Annotated in this window: 16 protein-coding genes; 8 read left to right on the plus strand and 8 right to left on the minus strand. The window is 40.7% G+C overall.

The window, feature by feature from the left end; translation table 11 throughout:
- Positions 1-124 precede the first annotated feature (124 nt).
- The gene (gene nagB, locus ACUXV0_RS12300; protein WP_446189857.1) at positions 125-2,050 is read left to right on the plus strand and encodes a glucosamine-6-phosphate deaminase; all 1,926 of its coding nucleotides are present in this window, start codon (positions 125-127) and stop codon (positions 2,048-2,050) included.
- A 199-nt stretch (positions 2,051-2,249) separates the two neighbouring features.
- On the plus strand, positions 2,250-2,420 hold the full coding sequence (locus tag ACUXV0_RS12305) for a hypothetical protein (RefSeq protein WP_165492338.1): 171 nt from the start codon (positions 2,250-2,252) through the stop codon (positions 2,418-2,420).
- On the opposite strand, the gene ACUXV0_RS12310 is transcribed toward ACUXV0_RS12305, so the two are convergent.
- A complete protein-coding gene (locus ACUXV0_RS12310; protein ID WP_446189858.1) occupies positions 2,412-3,137 on the minus strand; it encodes an RluA family pseudouridine synthase in 726 nt (241 codons plus the stop codon). The genes ACUXV0_RS12305 and ACUXV0_RS12310 overlap by 9 nt on opposite strands.
- Before the next feature lie 4 nt (positions 3,138-3,141).
- A complete protein-coding gene (locus ACUXV0_RS12315) occupies positions 3,142-4,293 on the minus strand; it encodes a 1-deoxy-D-xylulose-5-phosphate reductoisomerase (RefSeq protein ID WP_446189859.1) in 1,152 nt (383 codons plus the stop codon).
- 287 nt (positions 4,294-4,580) lie between these two features.
- On the opposite strand from ACUXV0_RS12315, the gene ACUXV0_RS12320 reads away from it, so the two are divergent.
- On the plus strand, positions 4,581-5,855 hold the full coding sequence (locus tag ACUXV0_RS12320; protein WP_446189860.1) for a Glu/Leu/Phe/Val family dehydrogenase: 1,275 nt from the start codon (positions 4,581-4,583) through the stop codon (positions 5,853-5,855).
- On the opposite strand, the gene ACUXV0_RS12325 is transcribed toward ACUXV0_RS12320, so the two are convergent.
- Positions 5,852-8,308, minus strand: coding sequence for a DUF5686 and carboxypeptidase regulatory-like domain-containing protein (locus ACUXV0_RS12325; protein WP_446189861.1), 2,457 nt, complete (start codon positions 8,306-8,308; stop codon positions 5,852-5,854). The genes ACUXV0_RS12320 and ACUXV0_RS12325 overlap by 4 nt on opposite strands.
- Before the next feature lie 38 nt (positions 8,309-8,346).
- Positions 8,347-9,507 carry a PQQ-dependent sugar dehydrogenase gene (locus tag ACUXV0_RS12330; RefSeq protein WP_446189862.1) on the minus strand — a complete coding sequence of 387 codons (1,161 nt, stop codon included), beginning with the start codon at positions 9,505-9,507 and terminating at the stop codon, positions 8,347-8,349.
- 150 nt (positions 9,508-9,657) lie between these two features.
- On the opposite strand from ACUXV0_RS12330, the gene ACUXV0_RS12335 reads away from it, so the two are divergent.
- Positions 9,658-10,116 (plus strand): hypothetical protein, encoded by a 459-nt coding sequence (locus ACUXV0_RS12335; protein ID WP_446189863.1) that lies wholly within the window; start codon positions 9,658-9,660, stop codon positions 10,114-10,116.
- A gap of 63 nt (positions 10,117-10,179) precedes the next feature.
- Here ACUXV0_RS12335 and ACUXV0_RS12340 read toward each other — a convergent pair whose 3' ends face one another.
- A complete protein-coding gene (locus ACUXV0_RS12340) occupies positions 10,180-11,211 on the minus strand; it encodes a hypothetical protein (protein WP_446189864.1) in 1,032 nt (343 codons plus the stop codon).
- Positions 11,212-11,374: 163 nt separating this feature from the next.
- Between ACUXV0_RS12340 and ACUXV0_RS12345 the strand changes: the two genes are divergently transcribed.
- Complete coding sequence (locus ACUXV0_RS12345) at positions 11,375-13,357, plus strand: YgiQ family radical SAM protein (protein ID WP_446189865.1); 1,983 nt, start codon at positions 11,375-11,377, stop codon at positions 13,355-13,357.
- 286 nt (positions 13,358-13,643) lie between these two features.
- On the plus strand, positions 13,644-15,371 hold the full coding sequence (locus tag ACUXV0_RS12350; RefSeq protein WP_446189866.1) for a M3 family oligoendopeptidase: 1,728 nt from the start codon (positions 13,644-13,646) through the stop codon (positions 15,369-15,371).
- Between the two features lie 218 nt (positions 15,372-15,589).
- Here ACUXV0_RS12350 and ACUXV0_RS12355 read toward each other — a convergent pair whose 3' ends face one another.
- The 3 genes from ACUXV0_RS12355 to ACUXV0_RS12365 form a co-directional block, all read right to left on the minus strand.
- Positions 15,590-17,767, minus strand: coding sequence for a hypothetical protein (locus ACUXV0_RS12355; protein ID WP_446189867.1), 2,178 nt, complete (start codon positions 17,765-17,767; stop codon positions 15,590-15,592).
- 11 nt (positions 17,768-17,778) lie between these two features.
- Entirely contained in the window at positions 17,779-18,408 is a 630-nt protein-coding gene (locus ACUXV0_RS12360) for a hypothetical protein (RefSeq protein ID WP_446189868.1), read from the minus strand.
- Positions 18,409-18,556: 148 nt separating this feature from the next.
- The gene (locus ACUXV0_RS12365; protein ID WP_446189869.1) at positions 18,557-19,420 is read right to left on the minus strand and encodes a tetratricopeptide repeat protein; all 864 of its coding nucleotides are present in this window, start codon (positions 19,418-19,420) and stop codon (positions 18,557-18,559) included.
- Positions 19,421-19,609: 189 nt separating this feature from the next.
- Here ACUXV0_RS12365 and ACUXV0_RS12370 point away from each other — a divergent pair, with 189 nt between their 5' ends.
- Positions 19,610-21,079: an ATP-binding cassette domain-containing protein gene (locus ACUXV0_RS12370; RefSeq protein WP_446189870.1), complete on the plus strand. Its 1,470-nt coding sequence runs from the start codon at positions 19,610-19,612 to the stop codon at positions 21,077-21,079.
- Between the two features lie 47 nt (positions 21,080-21,126).
- Complete coding sequence (gene gcvT, locus ACUXV0_RS12375; protein ID WP_446189871.1) at positions 21,127-22,224, plus strand: glycine cleavage system aminomethyltransferase GcvT; 1,098 nt, start codon at positions 21,127-21,129, stop codon at positions 22,222-22,224.
- Positions 22,225-22,249: the final 25 nt, after the last annotated feature.

Genomic DNA, 22,249 nt, shown 5'->3' on the forward strand with positions numbered 1-22,249 from the left:
GATGAACGGTCAATGACTTAGGTTGCATGGCAAATTATATTTTAAAAAAATTTAATAATTGATGCTGGCAGAGTAAATAAATTAATAATATCTTTGACTAATTTATTTCGTCAATATCCCTATTATGATTCAGCAGACACAAATTATCAGAGAACCTATTGCTTACGAAAAAATACCTACTCGTATTTTTCAAAACGCTGCAGATGCCTCAAAGGCAGTAGCTAGAGAGATCGCCGATCTGATTATCCAGCGTCAAAAAGAAGGCAAGAATGCGGTACTCGGACTGGCCACTGGTTCATCACCTAAAACTGTATATGCCGAACTAATCAGAATTCATAATGAAGAAGGCCTGAGCTTCAAGAATGTCATCAGTTTTAATCTGGATGAGTATTATCCCATGCAGCCGGATGCTGTTCAGAGTTACTGGCGATTTATGAAAGAGCAGCTTTTTGATCACGTGGATATTCCTGAAGGTAATTACCATATTCCTGATGGTACTATTTCTACGCAAATGCTGGCTCAACATTGCGAAGAATATGAGCAGAAAATGGAAGAGGCAGGTGGTCTTGATTTTCAATTACTCGGAATTGGCGGAAACGGTCATATAGGCTTTAATGAACCTGGTTCATTGGCTAACTCAAAAACCAGATTGATGATGCTTGACCACTCAACAAGAGCGGCGGCTAAATCTGACTTTGGTGGAGAATTGACCAAAGTGCCAAAGAAAGCCATTACCATGGGGGTTTCTAAGGTGCTTTCTGCAAAACGAATTGTCCTTCTGGCATGGGGTGAGCGTAAAGCTCCCAAAATTGCGGAAGCAGTTGAAGGAAAGGTTACGGAACAAAACCCCGCATCTTATATTCAGCAGCATCCGAATTCACTCTTCGTTGTAGACGAAGCTGCCGCCTCAGAACTAAAGCGAATGAAAGCTCCATGGCTGGTAGAAGATGTTGAATGGAACGGTCAGATGGTTAAAAAGGCAGTCACAAGCTTGTCTTTGAACTTAAGTAAACCGGTACTGAAACTAACCAATAAGGATTATAACGATAATGGCTTAAGTGACCTTCTTGCCTTGCATGGTCAGGCCTATGATATCAATATTGATGTATTTAATCAGCTTCAAAACACCATTACAGGATGGCCGGGCGGTAAGCCAAAAGCAGATGATACGAACAGACCAGAAAGAGCACTGCCTGCCAAGAAGAGATGTCTGATCTTCAGCCCGCACCCAGATGATGACATCATTTCAATGGGGGGGACATTCCAGCGATTGGTAGATCAGGGTCATGAGGTTCACGTGGCTTATCAGACCTCAGGGAACATAGCCGTGGCAGATGAGGAAGCTCATCGTTTTCTGGAGTTTGTTATAGACTATAATGAAAAATTTGGTGTAGAAAGCGATCAAACGATTGAGAACTACAAAAAGGCCATCGATTTCCTTGACAATAAGAAAGACAGCGAAATTGACTCTGAGGAGGTTAGAATGGTCAAAGGCTTGATCAGAAGAGGCGAAGCCAAAGCAACATGTAGACACGTCGGTATTCCGGCTGAAAATGCACACTTCCTGGACCTTCCTTTCTATGAAACCGGTAAGGTTCAGAAAAATCCAATCGGTGAGGAGGACATCAATATCGTGGCCGATTTAATAGAGAAAATCAAACCACATCAGATTTATGCTGCCGGAGATCTGGCAGATCCTCATGGTACGCACAAAGTATGCCTAGACGCCATTTTTGAAGCACTTAAAAAACTTAAGCCTAAAAACTTCATGAAGGACTGTTGGGTATGGTTATACAGAGGTGCATGGGCAGAGTGGGATATTCATGAGATCCAGATGGCCGTACCAATGAGTCCTGATCAGGTTCTTGAAAAGAGAATGGGGATTTTCAAACACCAGTCTCAGAAAGATGGCGTAGTCTTCCAAGGCTCAGATGCTCGTGAATTCTGGCAAAGAGCAGAAGAGAGAAATGCAGGCACAGCAGGTCTCTATAACCAGCTTGGCCTTGCAGAATATGAAGCAATGGAGGCATTTGTGAGGTACTATTTCTAGAAAAAACAGAACTATTTCGGCAAGAAATCTTACAAAAGTTCACTTGGTTTCTTGTGACCGTTAAATAAAATTCTTAGATTTATTTAATGAATCAGTTGCACCTAACCGGCAACACAAGAATAAACCTAGCGAAATAACCACGTTAACCCCTTAAATCTATACTACAATATCGATTTAGATTAAAACGTGCCTTACCGAGATGAAAAAAAGAAATGTAAACCTACTCATGGTAGTACAGTGGCTAATTTTTATGCCCTTATTACTGCCGATGTCAGCAATAGCAGGAGCTGTAGAAGGAATTAAAAAATTCTTTGATCAAGCGAATGCAGACATCTTTAATGCTGAAATATCAAACAACGATTTAGTGTAAAAACTTCATTGTATCGTCCTTGATATCTTCATTATCAAGAGCTAAAAACTCTTCCCAGAACGGATCTTCTGGTAGTGCCGCACGGCATAATACGGGCTCTTTTTTCACAGGGTGAATAAAGTACACGCGTCTGGAGTGAAGATTGATGGAAGCGTCCCTGTTTGGTTTAGGGTATCCATATTTAAGGTCTCCTTTTATTGGGCAGCCCATGGCAGCTAGCTGCACTCTAATTTGATGCGGTCGACCTGTAATAGGTTCTATCTCCAGTAAATGAAACTTATTAATAGTGCCGAGGTACCTGTAATGTAATTCTGCTTTTTTGGCATTTTCTACCGGATAGTCATGAGCAGTAACTACATTCTTTTCATGATCCTTAACCAGGTAATTCGTCAGTTTGTCTTTCTTTTTAGGTGGTTTTCTTTGTGTTACCGCCCAATACGTTTTTTGAATGTCTCTCTTTTTAAATAAAGCATTCATACGCTCCAGACCCTTTGAAGTTCTGGCAAAAATAATCAGGCCACTAACGGGTCTGTCTAAGCGATGTATGGTTCCCAAAAACACATCGCCCGGTTTATTATATTTTTCTTTGATGTACTCTTTGACATAGTCCTCAAGAGTTTTATCACCTGTTTTATCTGCATGTACAATTACCCCTGCTGCCTTGTTGACAATAATTAGGTGGTTGTCTTCATATATGACATGAAATGGCTTTTTCATAAGCTTATAATAATGACGTGGCGACTTTTCTCGTCTCTTCGTCAGTTTGGATATAATCGTCTAAGTCCGGTTTCTGTATAAAACTCACCTGATTCATACATTTTTCTATGATATCAGACATTTCCAGAAAACCTGTTTTATCTTTCAAAAACGCATCTACCGCTATTTCGTTCGCGGCGTTCACGATGCAGGCTATATTTCCTCCTTTTTGAAGAGCTTCAAAAGCAAAACCAAGGTTTCGGAATGTTTGCCTGTCTGGTTTTTCAAACGTCAGTTCCGGGAAATCCAAGAAGCTAAATCTTGGAAAATCAGAAGCCAGACGTTGTGGAAATCCAAGGGCATATTGAATAGGTAATTTCATGTCCGGTAGGCCCAATTGAGCTTTTATGCTACCATCTTCAAATTGAACCAATGAATGAACGATACTTTGCGGGTGCACGATCACTTCAATTTGTTCAGGTTGAAGGTCAAAGAGCCACTTGGCCTCAATAACTTCCAGCCCCTTATTCATTAGTGATGCAGAGTCAATGGTGATTTTGGCTCCCATATCCCAGTTGGGGTGTTTTAAGGCTTGTTCCTTTTTAACATTTTGGAGGAAAGACCTGTCTTTGCCTCTGAATGGGCCTCCACTAGCTGTAAGGATAATCTTTTCAATCGGATTGATCTGCTCACCAACCAGACATTGAAAAATTGCCGAATGCTCAGAATCTACCGGAAGAATATCAACTCTATTTTCCAGTGCCAATTGAGTAATCAGTTCGCCAGCAACTACCAGAGTTTCTTTATTTGCCAGAGCAATATGCTTTTTTGCCTTTATAGCACGAATGGTAGGTATTAACCCTACATAACCCACCAATGCAGTTAGCACCATATGTACATTCTCGTTCTCGACAACCGAGCCGAGAGCATTCACTCCTGCGTATACCTTAATGTCTAAAGGATCTAAGGCGGCATTCACTTTGTCATAGAGACTTTCATTTGCTATAACAACCACATTAGGCATGAACCTTACGGCCTGCTCGATCAGCAAATCAGCATTGTTTTGAGCTGTCAATACCTCTACGGCAAACAAGTCCTCGTTTGCTTCAATAACCTCTAAGGCCTGTGTTCCTATGGAACCAGTAGATCCTAGAATGGCAATATTTCTTTTCTGCATTGAAAGGGATTTGCTGCAAAGGTCTTAAAAATGGAGGAGAGTAGCTACCAAAGATATTTTTTCTATTAAAACCGAAAAAATTTTAGTCGAAAGCTTTCTCATATGGCTTATTGAAAAGAAGCAAATAACTTTTTCACGTCTGTAGTTTCACCCTAGATTCTATGGCTTTGCTGTAAATTTCAGAAGTTATATTCTTACGATCTCGCCAAGGTACTATTTAAAGATATTTTAGTTTTTATCTAAGTTTGCATCCACGAATACTTCATCAATAAAACGAATTAAAATCAATGCAATATTTAGAACCAGCTCCTATTAAGGATAGGTCAAATCCTTTGGAGTCTATGATGTCTCGCTTCGATGAGGCCGTTAAAATCCTGGACATTTCTGACGAGATGTATCAGATTCTCAAAGTACCGTCCAGGCAAGTGATTGTTGGACTTCCGGTGACCATGGATAATGGCAGAATCAAGGTCTTTGAAGGCTATCGAGTAATTCATTCTACTATTCTAGGACCCGGAAAAGGTGGTGTACGGTTTGACCCGGATGTTACACTTGAGGAGGTAAACGCATTGGCTGCCTGGATGACCTGGAAATGTGCCGTGGTCGATATTCCTTTTGGCGGAGCCAAGGGCGGTGTAGCTTGTAACCCACGTGAGATGTCTGCCGGTGAAATGGAAAGGCTCATTAGAGTTTATACCACTAAAATGCAGGATATTTTTGGACCAGATAAAGACATACCCGCTCCTGATATGGGTACTGGCCCACGTGAAATGGCCTGGCTGATGGATGAATATTCTAAGGCTAAGGGAATGACAACACATAGTGTGGTCACGGGGAAACCCTTAGTTCTCGGCGGGTCCAAAGGTAGGGTAGAAGCTACTGGTAGAGGGGTAATGATAAGTGCCATTGTAGCCATGGAAAAACTAGGGATTAAACCAGAACTGTCGACTATTGCAGTGCAAGGATTTGGAAATGTAGGTAGTTGGGCTGCCAAACTACTGGAAGATAAAGGCTGTAAAGTGGTGGCACTAAGTGACATTTCGGGAGCATATTATAATGAAAACGGTATTTCAATAGTTGATGCGATGGAATATCGTGATCAACATAACGGTACATTAGAAGGGTTTGCTGAGGCAGAAAAAATTGACTCAGACTCATTATTGACACTTGATGTAGATGTGCTTATTCCTGCAGCAAAAGAGGATGTAATTACTCGTCATAATGCTCATGAAATTAAAGCGAAGTTAATTGTAGAAGGTGCCAATGGGCCTACTTCTGCATTGGCAGATGAAATTCTTAAAGAGAAAGGTATCATTGCTGTACCAGATATTTTGGCAAATGCCGGAGGGGTTACGGTATCTTACTTTGAGTGGGTTCAGAATAGAATGGGCTATAAGTGGGGATTAGACCGAATCAATAGAAGGTGCGAGAGAGCCATAAAAAATGCCTTTAATCATGTCTATGAAACCAGCGAAAAACATAAGGTTACACTAAGGACGGCGGCCTATATTATTGCCATTGACAAGGTGGCAATGACTTATAAGTATCGTGGAGGGTATTAAAAACTCCACGTATTCTTACTTCTATCATATGGTTCAAAAGAGAATTTTATTCCGCTTCTGAAACCATCTTTGTTTGATTGGGAAACTACATAATATGCACCCAGCCTAAACCTGGACTGGCCGAGCTTGAATACTCGGTTGGCTCCGGCATACAATTCACTATACTGGTATTTTCTTTCAGGCACGTATAGTAGGCCAGCTCCGGCTAAGGTATTGATTCCGGTTTTGTTCAATAATGGAATCTTGCTGGTTAAAAAACCATTGAACTGGTGCTCATAATGAGACTCCAGGAACCAGTCGAATGTTGCGAAGGTTTCAGGAATTAATTGATACGTCTGCATACTTGGTGAGAACCAAATAGGATCTCCTCCTCTTTGATATTTGTAATCCATTGGGGCCAGACGAGTGGTATCCATGAATTTGCCAATGGCTATTTTATATTCTGAGGTTCCGAATATGCCAACATTGAAATATTGAGAAACATTAAATTCGGTATAGTTGAAAGCCTTCTGAAGTCCGTTATCTGCGTTGATACCAAAACTGGTACTTAAACGGAAAGTTGGAAACCGTGATCCTAATACGATCTTCTCATTTGGCTCTCTGATATACTTTTGGCCAGGGGTATATTCTACTCTAAAACTGGGTTTCAAAATACGCGTGGTCGGAAAAATAGCAGGATCATTTGACTCGAAGAGCTCATCTCCTAAACGAGCAAATTGAAAGTCGCCCAGATCTTCTCTTTTATTCCATTCTAAGGTAGTATTGAGGTAAAACCCATTAAAAAGTTCTGTTCTGTGACTCAGGTTTAGTCCCTTATTGACAAAAAAGTTATCTCGCCTTAGGAAATCACTGATGGTAGCACTGCCATTGATTAAGCCAAAGCCCTCACCCACACTCATGGTAATACTGCTTCGCCTTATGGGATTATACAAGAAGTTCATAAAAAGGTTACCTCTTAAATCCTTATTTAAAAAGCCATAATTTAAATAAGGAATGACTTCAATTCCCTTTCTGTTCTCAAATCGCTTTTCATAGATAGTTCGATACTGCACCCGCCACCCACCCAGTGCTAGTGGATTAATAAGTTCGGGTATAGAACCAAAGTACCAATTGGTTTTTTTTGATCGATTAATTCTTCTTACACCACTCCATATCACCTTAATAGGGGTGATCTTATTATAAACTGCATCTACAGAGTCCAGGTATTCTTTAGAGTTGAGTTTAAGGTATTCTAATTCTTTGGCTTTAACCACAGCCCTTTCGGTAGAATTTAAAGGTTTCGGGCGAATACTCTCCCAATAGCTGCTGTCTTTTTCATAAGCTTCTTGGGTAGTTACAGCTATCTCAGGTCCAAAGAAGTTTTTGGCATAAGTGCTATCAAAAACAAAATTGGAATGAAGCACTTCTGTATGACCAACCTTAAATTGATTAGCCTCCTTAATCTTCCATCTGTAATCCTCTTTGATGACTACTCGTCTATCATTGATTCGGGCATACTCTTGTTCAAACTCAAAACTATCGTATTCTATCAATAGCTTCTTGGGTACCTGAAGGCTTACTTTATGGATAGCCCAGATGCCATCTATGACTTCTACTTCTCCCTCATATAGGGCGTTTCCAAGGCTTTTTGGTTTTACTTGTATGCGATAGATAAGCCGCTCCTCTCCCTGATAGGTTTCCAGAAGTTTAAATTTATAACCAAGAAACCCTACAGGACTAAATGGAGATATCAAGGCGTTTTCTCCAAGCTTGTCAATAACCTGAAGGTTTTGATATAAATCAGGCTGACCATCAGTAAAGCTGGTGAAAAAAAGGTCACCTATTTCTCCGTATATCTTAACACCAGATCTCTCTTCTTTGAGCTGGTTTGGCGGAGCCCTGTACCTGAGAATATTGGCCTCAAAAAAATTCATGTCAGGTAAACTGTCTGCCAGAAATGGATTTCTTTCATCATCTGGAACCTTGTCAGGTTTTACCTTATGTAGTTCTTCGGTGGCTTTGACGTAGGTTTGATTTTTGAGGTTTTTATATTGGTTAAGCCAGGTTTCCTTATGGTCAATTACATTTTTAATGACCTCGTAACTGTAATCCTTCTTTTTCACCTGAACCACCACTTCATTGAGGAGTTCTTCATCAGGTTCGAGAAATACATGATAAACCAAATTGGAGTCTACTACCAGATCTACTGTTTCAGTAGTATATCCTAGATACGATACTGAGATTCTGTGTAGACCTTGTTCCAGTTTTAATTCGTATCTCCCTAGTTCATTTGTCTGGGTGCCTGTTTGCAGGTCAAAAACTCTTACGGAGGCGTTTGGAAGAGGGGTGTTGTCTTCAGATAAAACGTAACCTCTTACACTATAAAACGTCTGTCCGTAACTAATGGCGGAGCATAAAAGAAGAAAGTAGAGTAGGAAATGTTTTCTCAAAAGTGCCGAAATACGTTTTGGCAAAATTGGGCAAATTATCCTATTGTAGTTCTTAAAATTACTTAATCGGTTAGCTTGTAAATCTTACCATCAAAAGCACAGAGATATAACTCCCGAGATTGATCTACACCAAAACTGGCAATATTTAAACGGGTATCTATAAGTGTTTCATTACTAAAACCGTCTTCTTCGTTTTCTGTCAAAGCATAAATTCTTCCAGAAACGTAATCAGCAAAGATGTACTTCCCGGTTAAGGATGCGGCGGAAGCTCCCCTGTAAACAAAACCTCCGGTGATAGATTTATCACCTGTTTTTTGGTCAATTTCTAGAACAGGGGCTGTGTATTCAGGTGAATCTTCACCCGATTTGTAGGTATGTAACCCTTCCATATCATTCCAGCCATAGTTTTTCCCCTTTTCAATGATATTGACCTCTTCATAGGCGTTTTGGCCAACGTCGGCAGTCCAAAGTCTTCCGCTTTCTTCGTCAAAACTAAATCTCCAAGGATTTCTGAGTCCATAGGCATATATCTCAGGTCTTCCGTTTTGACCATTTACAAAAGGGTTATCTGCAGGTATGCTGTAATTGTTTCCACCTGAATTTTGATCTACGTCTATTCTCAATATGGCTCCCAAAAGAGTATTTGGGTTTAGTCCATTATTTTTTGGATCACCACCAGAACCTCCGTCTCCGGTTGAGATGTACAAAAATCCATCAGGCCCAAAAGAGATTTGTCCTCCATTGTGATTTCCATACGGCTGATTAAAACGCAATATAATTTGTTCTGATGCCGGGTTTGCGGTGTTCGGGTCATCTGAAGAAATGGTAAAACGTGAAATGATCGTTTCGCTATTTGGATTGGTATAGTTCACATAGAAATAGCCATTGCTTGCAAATTCGGGATGAAGAGCCAAGCCTAGAAGTCCTTCTTCGTTATGGTTATCATCTACTTGAGAACTGATGTCTAAAACGGTCATTCTTTCACTAACATCTTGACTATTGTCAAAGACAGAAATGATACCTTCTTGTTCTGCCACGAAAATGCGATTTGTTCGGTCAATGGCAGGTTGAAAATCGATTGGTCTTGTAAACCTTAGGTTTGGAAAAGCTTCTACCAGCTCAATAGTTGACTCGTTTTGATCATGATTGGCTACTGGTTGCTTATTGCTGCAGGCAAAATTCGTTAGACATATCAAGGAGGCTATAGAAATTATCTTTTTCATGTGTTGCAAATTATTACTTAATGTACGGCAAACCAGTTTATTAGATTGTTAGTAGGGTGTCTTTCTTCAAAAATGTCCTGCACTTGTCTCTTATGTTGGGTAAAACAAAGAGGCATTTGTAATTTGTACCTACAATAAACGAATTAAAAAATGGCCTTCTGGGATGACGAAGAATTGAGTGATGAAGAATACGAAAGAGAACGAAAGGAAGAACAAGAACGGATAAATAATTTACCTGTAGTGCAAAAGGCAAAAGACCTTTTGAATACAATACTGGCCTTTAATGCGACAGTAGAAGAGGACCAGGATACTGCTGATTTAAAGTCCTCATTGCTTACAGATGTAGGCATAATTAACGCCAAAATTATTGGAGCTGAGGCGGGTGATCTTTATATGATTCGAATGGAAAATGCGGTATTGATAAAAGTGAGTGCGGTCAATATCAAGACCACCATGTCTGCTTTTGAAATGTTCGATATAGGCAACCCCGAGTACCTTGAACTTATCAGAAACGAAATTGAAGAGTTTCGTAATATCTTCGTGGAATGGGTGGACTCTTTTGACCGTACGAATGATCTTCTGGACGATGAGTGGGGGATTTGGAATTAAGTAATCTCTTTCTTCGTGGCACGACTAACCAATGATGATCTGGTCGTGCACCGAATATGAAATTTAATCTTTACTGAAATCAAAACTCAATGCTCCTAATAAAGAATAATTTAAAAGCTTTTCCGGAATTATTGGGAAGGCATCATAGCTAAAGTTTGCCCAACCTTGGAGCCCCAAGCTTACATGGTTACTTATTTTAAAAGAAAGACCCGCGGAATATGAAGGACTCAATAAACCAATGGAGGCTGTAGGTCTAATGAAATGACTCTTTGGCCCTATATAACCAATGTGTAAAGGAACTTTGTAATGTCTTTTCTGAATACCGTTTTGAATTGGTTGGGAATAGAGAAGGCCGGTTCGGAGGTAAACCCGGTCATTTACTCTCGGCAAGCAGAAGTTAAGGATGGCACCACCTTGATAGTAGTATTCCTGATTTAAATTTTCAGCTGCCGGAAATTTAATCATACCCGATAATAGGTCAATATTTAACCTTATCGCGTTCTTAGGCTTTTTATAAATAATACATTCTTCTCCTGTTTTACAGACCAAATTATGGTACTCTTCTGCCAGTAGAGTAAGCTTTTTTCTGTCTGGCTTATCAATACGCTCTATTTTTGGTTGCAATTGCTTAGCGTCTTGCATGAAATAAGTCAGCAACCTCATGTGATCGTTTGACTTATACAAGTAACTATTATCTCCCTTATATCTTATTTCTTCATAATAGGTCATTTCCATTAGGCCCAGCCCCTCTTTTTCAAGGTAATAATGGTCACCTTCTATATTTCGAAGGTAGTAAAGGTCTAATTCGCCTTTTACTATATACTCCATGAAGACCTTCAGTTCTCCCAATTCTTTTGACACGTAGTATTTACCGTCAAAGAGTTGGAAGGCCTTAATGTCATAGGCGTTATAATCGATAGTTTCTGACCCGTTATTAAACCTACAAGTAGTAGTAAGAAATATATCTCCTCGATTATCTATTTCTCCCCTGAGCGTATCACCGTTATTCTGTATGATAATACCTGGCTTAAAATCACTTTGACCAAAGGTATTGAGGGCTATAAGGGTAAAGAGTGCAAGTAGGTGGCTTTTCATTTTAGTTTGTGTTGAAATGGTGGCACAAGGTAGGACTAAAAACCTTAAGCCTTAAACGTTACACCAGAATTATTAAAAACTTAATGTATAGCCGAATCCCCCAGAGTAAGAACAATTCAATCATAGACCTCGTTATCTCAAAACAAATCGTGACCTTTGCACTATGATTAAAGTAAGAGAAAGACCTGTAACTCATTGGCTACCTATCACTAAGAAGGAAGTGGAAATGCGTGGCTGGGATGAGGTGGATGTGGTGCTGGTATCGGGCGATGCTTATGTAGATCATCCTTCTTTTGGTACAGCGGTGATTGGTAGAATTATAGAAAGTGAAGGTTTTAGAGTAGCCATTATTCCGCAGCCAAACTGGCGTGATGACTTACGAGACTTTAAGAAATATGGAAAGCCGAAGTACTTCTTTGGTGTAACTGCCGGCTGTATGGATTCAATGGTGAATCATTATACGGCGAGTAAAAGAAAGAGATCTGACGATAGCTATACCCCAGGTGGCGAGGCTGGTTTTAGACCGGATTATGCTACAACTGTTTATACCAAAATCTTAAAAGAGCTTTACCCGGATGTGCCTGTTTTGATCGGTGGTATAGAAGCTTCTTTACGTAGGGTTACCCATTATGACTACTGGGCCGACAAGCTTTATCCTACAATTCTGGAGGATTCTGGTGCAGATATGCTGGTTTATGGCATGGGTGAACAGCCCTTGCGTGAGTTATTACGTTTGGTGCAAAAGGGAGTGCCCTTGACCAGTATTAAGGATGTGAACCAAACAGCCTTTATGGAAAACACCTCAGGCGAGGTTCCGACTTATCATGGTTGGAATACCGTGGAGCTGGCATCTCATGAAGATTGTAAAAAAGATAAACTGAAATATGCTGCCAATTTTAAGCTGGTAGAGGTAGAGTCAAACAAATGGCAGGCAAATCGCCTCGTTCAGAAGGTAGGTAATAAAACGCTGGTGATTAATCCGCCTTTTGTTACCATGACTGAACAGGAAATGGATAAGTCTTTTGACTTGCCATATACCCGATTACCTCACCCGAAGTACAATAAACGTGGGGCAATACCGGCCTATGAAATGATTAAGTTTTCGGTGAATATGCACCGAGGCTGTTTTGGTGGCTGTAGTTTCTGTACGATTTCTGCCCACCAAGGTAAGTTTATAGCTTCCAGGTCTCAGGAGAGCATCATGAAAGAGGTGGATGAGCTGGTGCAGCATCCTGAGTTTAAAGGCTACATTTCAGATTTGGGAGGGCCTTCTGCCAATATGTACCGTATGAAAGGTAAAGATGAAAGCATTTGTGCCAAATGTCAGGCTCCAAGCTGCATCCATCCGGTGATATGTTCAAACCTGGATACCTCTCATAAACCATTGACAGATATTTATCAAAAGGTTGATGCACACCCTGAAGTCAAAAAAGCCTTTGTTGGTTCCGGTATTCGATACGACTTACTGGTAGATGATTTCAATAAAAACAATCAGGACAATAACCACGACGAATACATGGAGCAGCTGGTAACTCGCCATGTTTCTGGCAGATTAAAAGTTGCACCTGAGCATACGGCTGATAATACGTTGCGTGTGATGCGAAAGCCTTCGTTTAAGTATTTCCATAAGTTTAAGGAGAAGTATGACAAGATTCAGGATAAACATGGCCTGAAACAACCGCTAATTCCGTATTTCATTAGCTCACACCCTGGCTGTGAAGAAGCCGATATGGCTAACCTGGCAGCCGAGACCAAAGACATGGGTTTTCAGCTGGAACAGGTGCAGGACTTTACACCTACGCCTATGACTGTGGCCACAGTCATTTACTATTCGGGTGTTCATCCTTATACCCTTCAGCCCGTTAAAACGGTCAAAACCAGAGAAGAGAAGAAGGTGCAAAACAACTATTTCTTCTGGTGGAAAAATGATATGAAGGGTTGGATCAAAAATCGGCTAAATAAGCTGGGAAGACCAGACTTAGCTAAGCGATTGGTGGAGACTCCGAAACAAAAAACAGAGTCAAAAAGCTTTAAAGGAAAGGGAAAGAAGAGTTTCAAAGGAAGAAAGTCAAACGTCCAGAGTCATCAGACCAACCCTCAAAACAAGAACAAAAAGAAATTCAAAAAGAAGAAGGGTTGGGCGTAATGCTCCAATCAGCATAGAGGGGAGTTTCTTCTAAGAATTATGCTCCCTCCCTTGAGGGAAGGTCGGGGTTGAGTTATTACTTAAAACTTACTTGGTGATTGAGATTCGCATAAGAAGTAGAAATGATACGGAGCTATTAATCCCGAAATTCTAACATTTACATCGGGTTTCTCTGTCTAGCCCCAATAATATAGATTTTTAACGTTAAAATCCGTTCTGATGCTTCAATTCGTCTTTCTATAACCCGAATCCATTATTTTTACCTCATCATTAAAAACACAAAAAATTGGAAGAATTAGTACTGCCTACCCGTAAAGCCAGAAAGTTTATAGGAGAAGAATTCACGCTTGATAGTTGGGAAAATGTAAAGCCATTGATTGAAGATTTGGTTTCCAGAGAGATTCAAAATGTAGAAGAATTAAAGCAATGGTTCCTAGATAGAAGTGAACTGGAATCATACCTCTCTGAAAATATGGCGTGGAGGTATATCAAGATGACTTGTGATACTGGAAGTGAGGAGAATCAAAAGGCCTACCAATTTTTTGTGACAGAAGTACAGCCTCATCTATCGGTATACGATGACCAATTGAATAAAAAGGCTTTAGAGAGTCCTTTTCTGGATGAATTGACTGATAAAGGTTTTGATATCACGGTTAGAGGTATGAAAAAGTCGGTGGAGATTTTCAGGGAAGAAAACATACCGCTATCAACGCAAATTCAGACCAAACAAACAGAATACCAAAGTACCACCGGTGCCATGACGGTTACCATCAATGGTGAGGAGATGACACTTCAAAAGGCAGGGTTAATTTTACAGTCTGTAAACCGTGCAAAACGTCAGGAAGCCTGGGAAAAGATTTCCGAAAGAAGGTACCAGGATTCAGAAAAGCTGGATAAGCTTTTTGAAGAACTCAGAGATCTTCGTCACCAAGTAGCCCTCAATGCTGGTTTTGAGAACTTCCGCGACTATATGTTCGCTGCCATGGGTCGCTTTGATTATACCCCTGAGGATTGCTTTAACTTTCACGAGTCTGTTTCAGAGGCAGTGGTTCCATTGTTGAAGATTTCTGCTGAAGAACGACGGCAAAAAATGGGAATAAATCCGCTTAAACCATGGGATAAGTCTGTGGATGAAGAGGGAAGACCTGCTTTAAAGCCATTCAAAGATGGAGAGGAGTTATTAGATAAAAGTATCCGCTGTTTTGATAAAATTGACAAGGAGCTGGGTGACTATCTACGCATTATGAGGCGTATGGGTCATTTTGACGTGGAGAGTAGAAAGGGCAAAGCACCGGGTGGTTATAATTATCCTCTTGAAGAAATAGGTGTACCATTTATTTTTATGAATGCTACAGGGTCTGTACGTGACCTGGTGACGATGGTTCATGAAGGTGGGCATGCCATACACTCCTTTGTCACTCGTGATTTACCCCTGAATAGTTTTAGAAGAACTACTGCTGAAGTGGCCGAGGTGGCCTCAATGGCAATGGAACTGATTTCCATGGAGCATTGGGATGAATTCTTTGAAAACCCTGAAGACTTAAAAAGAGCCAGAATAGAACATTTAAACGGTGTGATTGATACGCTTCCGTGGATAGCTGTTATTGATAAATTCCAGCATTGGCTTTACGAAAACCCAACACACTCTCATGAGGAAAGGACTGCCGAATGGGAGAGTATTTTGAACCAATTTTCTGATGGTGTAACGGACTGGACCGGCCATGAGAAGTATCGTCAGGTAGGTTGGCAGCGTCAGCTACATATCTTTGAGGTACCGTTCTATTATATCGAATATGGTATGGCTCAGTTGGGTGCTATCTCGGTCTGGAGAAATTATAAGAATGATCCGCAAAAAGGCTTGGAAGCCTATTTAAGAGGCTTAAAATTGGGTTACACGGCTACCATTGGTGAAATCTATGAGGCTATGGATATCAAATTTGATTTCTCAAAAGAGTATATCTCAGAACTTATGTCTTTTGTGAAGAGTGAGTTGGAGAGTTTGAAGAAGGCGTAGGTTGACTTTTCAATTCTCCATCTATCATTTCATTTGATTTTTGATGAAAATCGGTCAGTTGTTGGTTAAGTGAATTCAATAAGGATTGAGCTTTGCGGAGTAACTCTGCTCGGGTCTTGATAGACCTAATTTTTTCGTGCAGAAGTTTCTCTTTGTCATCCATCGGGATAATAGTATAAGGAGGCGGCTAACGGTGTAGTCGCCCCCTTTTTTTAGTATTAAATACATTTTTCGCCGACTACAGGTAATTCTCCGCAGATGTTCAATTCTCCCGTGGCCCAGTTGGGTTTAAAGCTTAGTCCTACTCCTGCACAAGTCTCCAGTGCAGAATCGTCAGCTACACAAAACTCAGCTTCTGCACCAATGGTGATGCTACTTTGTGAAAAACCTAATTCTACGTTGGCATTGGCAGAGGCTACTTTTAGATCAATAAATGCCCCGGTTTTACCATTTAACCCAAACGATGTAGGGCCATAGATAAAGCCGGTGACGGCAATATTGCCACCGATGATCACGAGAGGAACATCAACTTGCCCGCTTAATGCGGCCCCTCCCCAAGTAGTGGCATTTAGACTAAGGTCCGTTGTCAGTTTGGTTACCCCGAAGTCAACTTTACCGGCAATCAGACCTCGTAAAGCCAGGCCTCTTGCTGAGATTTCACCATCTACTTCTACCTTAGCCACCTGTAGAGGTGATTGCATAAAACCATGCAAGAAGACGCCTGTTTGAGAGTTTGCTTCCAGGCTTAAGTCCGTTTGTAAAGCCTCACCTGAGCCGAAATTGATATTTGTTCTTTGCGTTCCTTTGAGTAAAACTCGCTCACTACTCAGTTCTCCTTCTACGGTGAAATCGCTGATGCCACCAGGCAGCTGAAGCATACCATTTAAGAAGACGCCATCATTTGACACTTCTACTGCCAGGGCAGAACCCAGTTTTACTCCTTTGCCAAAATCAACACCGGCGTTTGCCATTCCCTTTAAGGCAAATGTTCCATCCTTTTTTAATTCCCCTGTTAGTTTAATTTCGCCAATTCCGTAAGGAAGAGTAGCAAGACCAGAAACGTAAATACCTTCATTATTCAGGTGTAAGATGGCCTGTTGAAACGGCTGACGACCCACTCCAGGGATATTGATCTCCATTTGGTTTTCCAGGTACATTTCCCATTCTGAAAGCTCAGTACCGACATTGAAATACATTTTACCTGAATAGGTTGTCGTCGGTAATATCTGAGCAATCTCCGGCCCCAATAGTTCATCGAAAAGTCGGGCACTATCATATTCGCCCGCAAAACGCATATATGATTCTCCTGTCAGAGCAAACTGCTGCTGGAGGGTGGCATTGCCAAGTTCAACACGTAAATCTGCTGGAAGTAGGTCCAGTAAAAAGTGGCCGAATTCTACCTTACCGTTAAAGCCTAAACGATAGGCCGTATCATCAAGTCCATTCTCAAAAATCTCAGGCAACCGATGTCCGGCGTAAGAGTTATCGTAAACAAACTCTCCGGTAACATCAATCGGGTATTTCTTTAGAGGAACGGTGCCTTTTAAATAAAGGCTTCCATTAAAACTTTCAAAGTTTGTCCCACCTACGATTTCCTCCAGCTCTTCACTGAATTCACCTGGAGTAAATACAAAGTGCGGCTCTGCCGAAACACCGATTGAAACGTCTGAAATGGAGAATTTAGGACTAAGCTTTCCTGCCTTTGCTTTGAACTTTTTAAACTTGCTGGCTCCGTCGGCTACTGCTACAGGTTTGGTGTTTTTATCAAAGAAATACAGGTCTCCTTTCATGAATATTGCAGGAGCATCTACATTCAAAAACAGGTTTTTAAAGTTGACTAAGGTATTCCCCATCATCATTGGGCCACCTACTATTCCTTCTTTAAAGTCAGCAGCGGGGTCTAGGTTAAACCTAAAATAGCAAGATTCATCCTGAAACGGCAGGGTAGGATCCAGGCTGGCAAATTGACTACCATTGCCGTATGAAAGGTTGGCTCCAAAAATATCTGAGAACTCAGTAATGCCTGCAAAGTCTCCAACCTCTGGCATGAGAGTAGAGCCAAATCCGTCAAGCTTTACCAAGTCTCCGTTTGCTCCTTTAGTGATCGTAAAATCTCCGCTGGTAAGAGCAGTAAGACCTAGTCTCGTCTGGGTAAAAAGAGTACCTTTTACTTCATAACCATTACTGATTTCCTGAACACGGTCTCTATAAGCAAAAAGGTCTACTTGATTGCAGGTAACCCCTACATTGAGGATACTACTATCGGCAAGGATGTTACCTTCCTCATCTGTCGGTGGTTTTTCTTCTTCTTCAAAAATATCAATCGGATCAAACTCTCGGTCTTTACAGGCAGAGAAGGCTAGAGAAAGTAGAAGGAAGACATAGATTTTTTTCATGGCTATACGATTTAAAACTCAGGACAAGCGTTCTGAGCATGTTTTGATTTAATGTTTAAAGGAATGGCTGCACCGACCAAAAGACTTGTTCGGCTGGTGTAGAGTTTTTGCATAGCAAAACCTCCGGCAATAAATTGAGCGTTTTGATTTTGATGGTATCTGACTTGAAAGTTGAATATGACCTTTCCTATTGGTGCTTCTATTCCGGCGAAAACGCTTCCGCCTACACCTTTATCTCTTTCAACTTTCAGAGTGTAGGCTGTTATACCCGGGTATCCTTGAGTAGTAAATTTTGTTTGGAGAATATTTGCTCCAATGCCTACATAGGGGAAGACAATGTTTTGACCATTTCTATTGATTAAAAACTGAGAATAGGATAGATCAAGAATCTGATTGGTAAAGCTGAATTCATCTTTTTGATATCTACCCTGTGAGGTAAAGCCCAAACTTATTTGACTGTTTCTTTTTCGGGTGTTGATGAATAATGAAACGGGAATCCCTTTTGACTTGAAATCGTTTTGAGCACTGAAATGTAAAGGGTTTACACCTGCACCTATGGCTGCGTGCCATCGCTGAGCATTACATGTTTTTGCTGAACAAATGATAAAGCCGATTAAAAAGAAAGATAAAATCTGTTTCATGACTACCCTTTTCGGTTTCGATGATTCGAAGGTAGTCGGAGGGGGTTTGAGACAGAAAAAACGGTGGTGGACAAAGGGTGGACAAAACGAAAAAAGCCCCAGAGGGGCTTTAATGACTATATTTTCAATTGATATTATCTAAATCTTTCTACTCAAAAATACCTTTCGGGTCAGGCTTATGATTCAGTAATTGCGAAAGAATCTGAGGGTTTACCGAGTTTGGGTCAATTTTATAACCCTTATGAAACTGAAGCCAGGCGTCATCAATTTCGCCATTAATTACTTTGACCAGAGCAAGCTGCATGTAGGTATTGGCAAAACCCGGTGCCAGTAAACTGGCGTCTTCAAGGTTTTTGATGGCGTTTTGTAGGTCATGCTGGTGCTGGTGTTCTAAGAAACACTTTAGCTGAACTGTGGCCAGGTCTACCATCAAGGTCACATTGAACTGTTTATCCATTTTCAAGCCTTCTGTCATCAGCTTGATGGCCTCTTCATATTCGCCTTTTTGATATTCTATAACACCCAGACCCCAATAGATGTCAACATTGTTCTCATCTAGCAAACTGGCAAGGTTAAACCTATAAATGGCCATTTCTTTACTACCTTCAGAAAGGTACTGCCAGCCCATATCAGAGAAGAATTTACTTGCCTTCAGGGGAGAGTCAAAATTCTTTTGACAGTCCAGTATAAATGCCTGGTCCTGTTCTAATTGTTCAGAAGTTTTCTGGTAACCGCCGAATAAAGGCACCTCATAAATATTGACACCCACCGGTGCCATTCTTCCTACCAAAACCACCTCATGGTCTGTTTCGATAATCGTATTTCCAAGGCTTTTGAATTGGCGAGGTTGAAAACCATGAGCATTCAGATCAGAAGCTTTTTGATCTGAAGAAGTACTTTGGCCTGTAGCAATAGAACCACCGGCACTGTTCTCAGACTTTAAGATAATTTGCTGAGCAGAAACGGCTCCGATCAACAAACTGAAACAAATGGTTAATGTACTCTTAATCACAGGTTTTACGCCGAAATTTGGACTAATATAACGGGATGAAACTAATTAAAGTATATCACTTAGACAAAAACTAATTATCGGTAAATGAAGTCTCAAAATCATGCCAAACACGCAGTTTACGTCTATAGACTGCAATGATTTCAACGAACGAAGTGCTACTTATCTCTTTAAAACAGCTTATTTTGATTTATGATAGAGTTTCAAAATGTCAGCCTTAAACGCGGAGATAATCTTATTCTGAAGGAGGTGAGCTTTACGCTTAACCCCCCTTATAAAGTGGCCTTGGTAGGCGAGAATGGGTCTGGTAAAAGTACGGTTCTGGATGCTCTGGCGGGTAAGCTTTTTCCACTGAAAGGAAAAATCACAAAACCACATTATTCTCAGGTGATTTTGGTGCCACGTGATTATAGTTTTAATAGAATGGTGGGAGCGGCCTATCAATATTATCAACAGCGGTATTCTGCCTATGACAGCGAAATAGGCCCTACTTTATGGGAGGTTTTACAAAACCAGGTCAAGCCTGTAGGTACCGTTGATCTGAAATCTGTAAGTCTGCCTCCATTAAATTATGAAGAAAGTTGGCTGAACTCTATTGCGGAGCAAATGAATGTAAAACACTTATTGCATCGCAAAGTCACAAGCCTTTCTAATGGGGAAACTAGAAGATCATTAATTGCCTGGGCCTTGATACAAAAACCCGAATTACTACTTCTTGATAATCCCTTTACGGGTTTAGATACGCAAAGCAAAAAACTGCTAAAGCAGATATTAGATGATTTAGAGGTGAATATCATATTAGTGGCCGGACTTAATGATCTACCAGAAAGTGTAGACCATGCTTTATGGCTTGAGGGTGGTCATTTGAAAGGTATTTACCCTAAACCTTTTCAGGAGGTGCAGATTCAGGAGAAGCAATTGCAAATAGACGAAAACGAAATGACTCGCCTTTTTCCCGAAGTCAAAGAAAGTTTTCAAACGGCCTTTGAAATCAATGATGGGAAAGTAGCCTATGGCTCCAAAAAGGCTTTAGACGGCGTGAGCTGGCGAATTAGAAATGGAGAAAAATGGGCCTTGATGGGTCCTAATGGTTCGGGCAAGACCACCCTTCTCAGTTTGCTGACTGCTGACAACCCAAAGGCCTATCAGAATGACATTACTCTTTTTGACAAAAAACGTGGTAGCGGAGAAAGCATCTGGGATATCAAAAAGAAGATTGGCTTTGTATCGCCAGAGCTTCATATGTTTTTTCCAAAAAACAGCAGTGTGCTTAAAGTGGTAGCCAGTGGTCTATTTGATAGTATTGGCTTGTACCGAAAACTTAAGCCGGCAGAAGAGGAAAAGGCAGAAGAATTTCTACGTTTTTTTGATTTGTATCATTTGAAAGACAAACTTTTGAGTCAAATCTCTACCGGAGAGCAGCGTTTTGCTTTGCTTGCCAGAGCACTCATAAAAAACCCACCATTATTATTACTTGATGAGCCTTGTCAAAACCTGGATTACCAACACATGGTCTATTTCAGAGATTTTGTGAACAAGCTAGTAGGATCGTTAAACAAGACATTGATTTATGTCACCCATAACGCTGAGGAGATTCCAGCGATTATTGACAAAACGATATATCTGGAAGAGGGCAAGGTTTTAAAGATAGATGGTCTTTAGGTTAAGGCCCTAAAACGATACCTTTGTTGCGAAGCAAACTAAACAAAATGACTGAAATAAAAAGCGTACCTCTGGCTCATGTTCACGAATCTTTAGGAGCCAAAATGATTCCTTTTGCAGGTTTTAATATGCCGGTGAGATATACGTCTGATATAGAAGAACACATGGCTGTAAGAGAATCGGTTGGGATTTTTGATGTGAGCCACATGGGTGAATTTTATCTCAAAGGCCCTAAAGCTTTGGATTTGATACAGAAGGTAACTGCCAATGATGCGTCACTATTGTATAACGGAAAAGCTCAATACAGCTACTTGCCAAATGAAACCGGAGGCGTGGTAGATGATTTGCTGGTGTATAGAATTGATGATGATGAATATATGCTAGTGGTGAATGCTTCTAATATTGACAAAGATTGGGCTCATATAAGTAAGTATAACACGGAGGGAGTAAAAATGGTCAATTGGTCAGAAGACCTTTGTTTGTTTGCAGTACAAGGGCCATTGGCCACTAAAACGCTTCAAAAGCTTACGCATATTCCACTGGATAATGTGGAATATTATACGTTTACCAAAGGCACTTTTGCAGGTGTAGAAAATGTCATATTATCAGCTACAGGGTATACCGGAGCAGGTGGTTTTGAATTATATGTGCCGAAAGAAACAGCAGAAGAAGTATGGGCTAAAGTCATGGAAGCAGGAGAGGAATTTGGTATTCAACCGATAGGCTTAGGTGCCAGAGATACACTTCGTTTAGAGATGGGGTATTGCCTTTATGGCAATGATGTGACTGACGAAACTTCTCCACTGGAAGCCGGCCTGAGTTGGGTAACTAAGTTTTCAAAAGATTTTATCAATAGCGAAGCTCTTCAACAAGAAAAAGAGGCGGGAGTAGAGAATAAGTTGGTGGGTATTTTACTCAAGGATAAAGGAATACCTCGTTCTCATTATAAAGTTTGTGATGCCGAGGGCAATGAAATTGGTGAGATTACCTCCGGTAGTATGTCGCCATGTCTGAAAAAGGGGATTGCTTTGGGTTACGTCAAAAAGGAGTTTTCTAAGAAAGGCACGGAGATCTTTATACAAGTTAGAAATAAGATGCTGGCAGCAGAGGTGGTAAGACCGCCTTTTGTAAAGGCTGGAGTCTAAATGATATCGATACAAATTAAAAACA

The sequence above is a fragment of the Jiulongibacter sp. NS-SX5 genome (assembly GCF_052828545.1).

Excerpts from the sequence above, each read along its gene's own strand:
- nagB (WP_446189857.1), top strand. The coding sequence starts at position 125 with ATGATTCAGCAGACACAAATTATCAGAGAACCTATTGCTTACGAAAAA.
- ACUXV0_RS12305 (WP_165492338.1), top strand. The coding sequence starts at position 2,250 with ATGAAAAAAAGAAATGTAAACCTACTCATGGTAGTACAGTGGCTAATT.
- ACUXV0_RS12310 (WP_446189858.1), bottom strand. The coding sequence starts at position 3,137 with ATGAAAAAGCCATTTCATGTCATATATGAAGACAACCACCTAATTATT.
- ACUXV0_RS12315 (WP_446189859.1), bottom strand. The coding sequence starts at position 4,293 with ATGCAGAAAAGAAATATTGCCATTCTAGGATCTACTGGTTCCATAGGA.
- ACUXV0_RS12320 (WP_446189860.1), top strand. The coding sequence starts at position 4,581 with ATGCAATATTTAGAACCAGCTCCTATTAAGGATAGGTCAAATCCTTTG.
- ACUXV0_RS12330 (WP_446189862.1), bottom strand. The coding sequence starts at position 9,507 with ATGAAAAAGATAATTTCTATAGCCTCCTTGATATGTCTAACGAATTTT.
- ACUXV0_RS12335 (WP_446189863.1), top strand. The coding sequence starts at position 9,658 with ATGGCCTTCTGGGATGACGAAGAATTGAGTGATGAAGAATACGAAAGA.
- ACUXV0_RS12340 (WP_446189864.1), bottom strand. The coding sequence starts at position 11,211 with ATGAAAAGCCACCTACTTGCACTCTTTACCCTTATAGCCCTCAATACC.
- ACUXV0_RS12345 (WP_446189865.1), top strand. The coding sequence starts at position 11,375 with ATGATTAAAGTAAGAGAAAGACCTGTAACTCATTGGCTACCTATCACT.
- ACUXV0_RS12355 (WP_446189867.1), bottom strand. The coding sequence starts at position 17,767 with ATGAAAAAAATCTATGTCTTCCTTCTACTTTCTCTAGCCTTCTCTGCC.
- ACUXV0_RS12360 (WP_446189868.1), bottom strand. The coding sequence starts at position 18,408 with ATGAAACAGATTTTATCTTTCTTTTTAATCGGCTTTATCATTTGTTCA.
- ACUXV0_RS12370 (WP_446189870.1), top strand. The coding sequence starts at position 19,610 with ATGATAGAGTTTCAAAATGTCAGCCTTAAACGCGGAGATAATCTTATT.
- gcvT (WP_446189871.1), top strand. The coding sequence starts at position 21,127 with ATGACTGAAATAAAAAGCGTACCTCTGGCTCATGTTCACGAATCTTTA.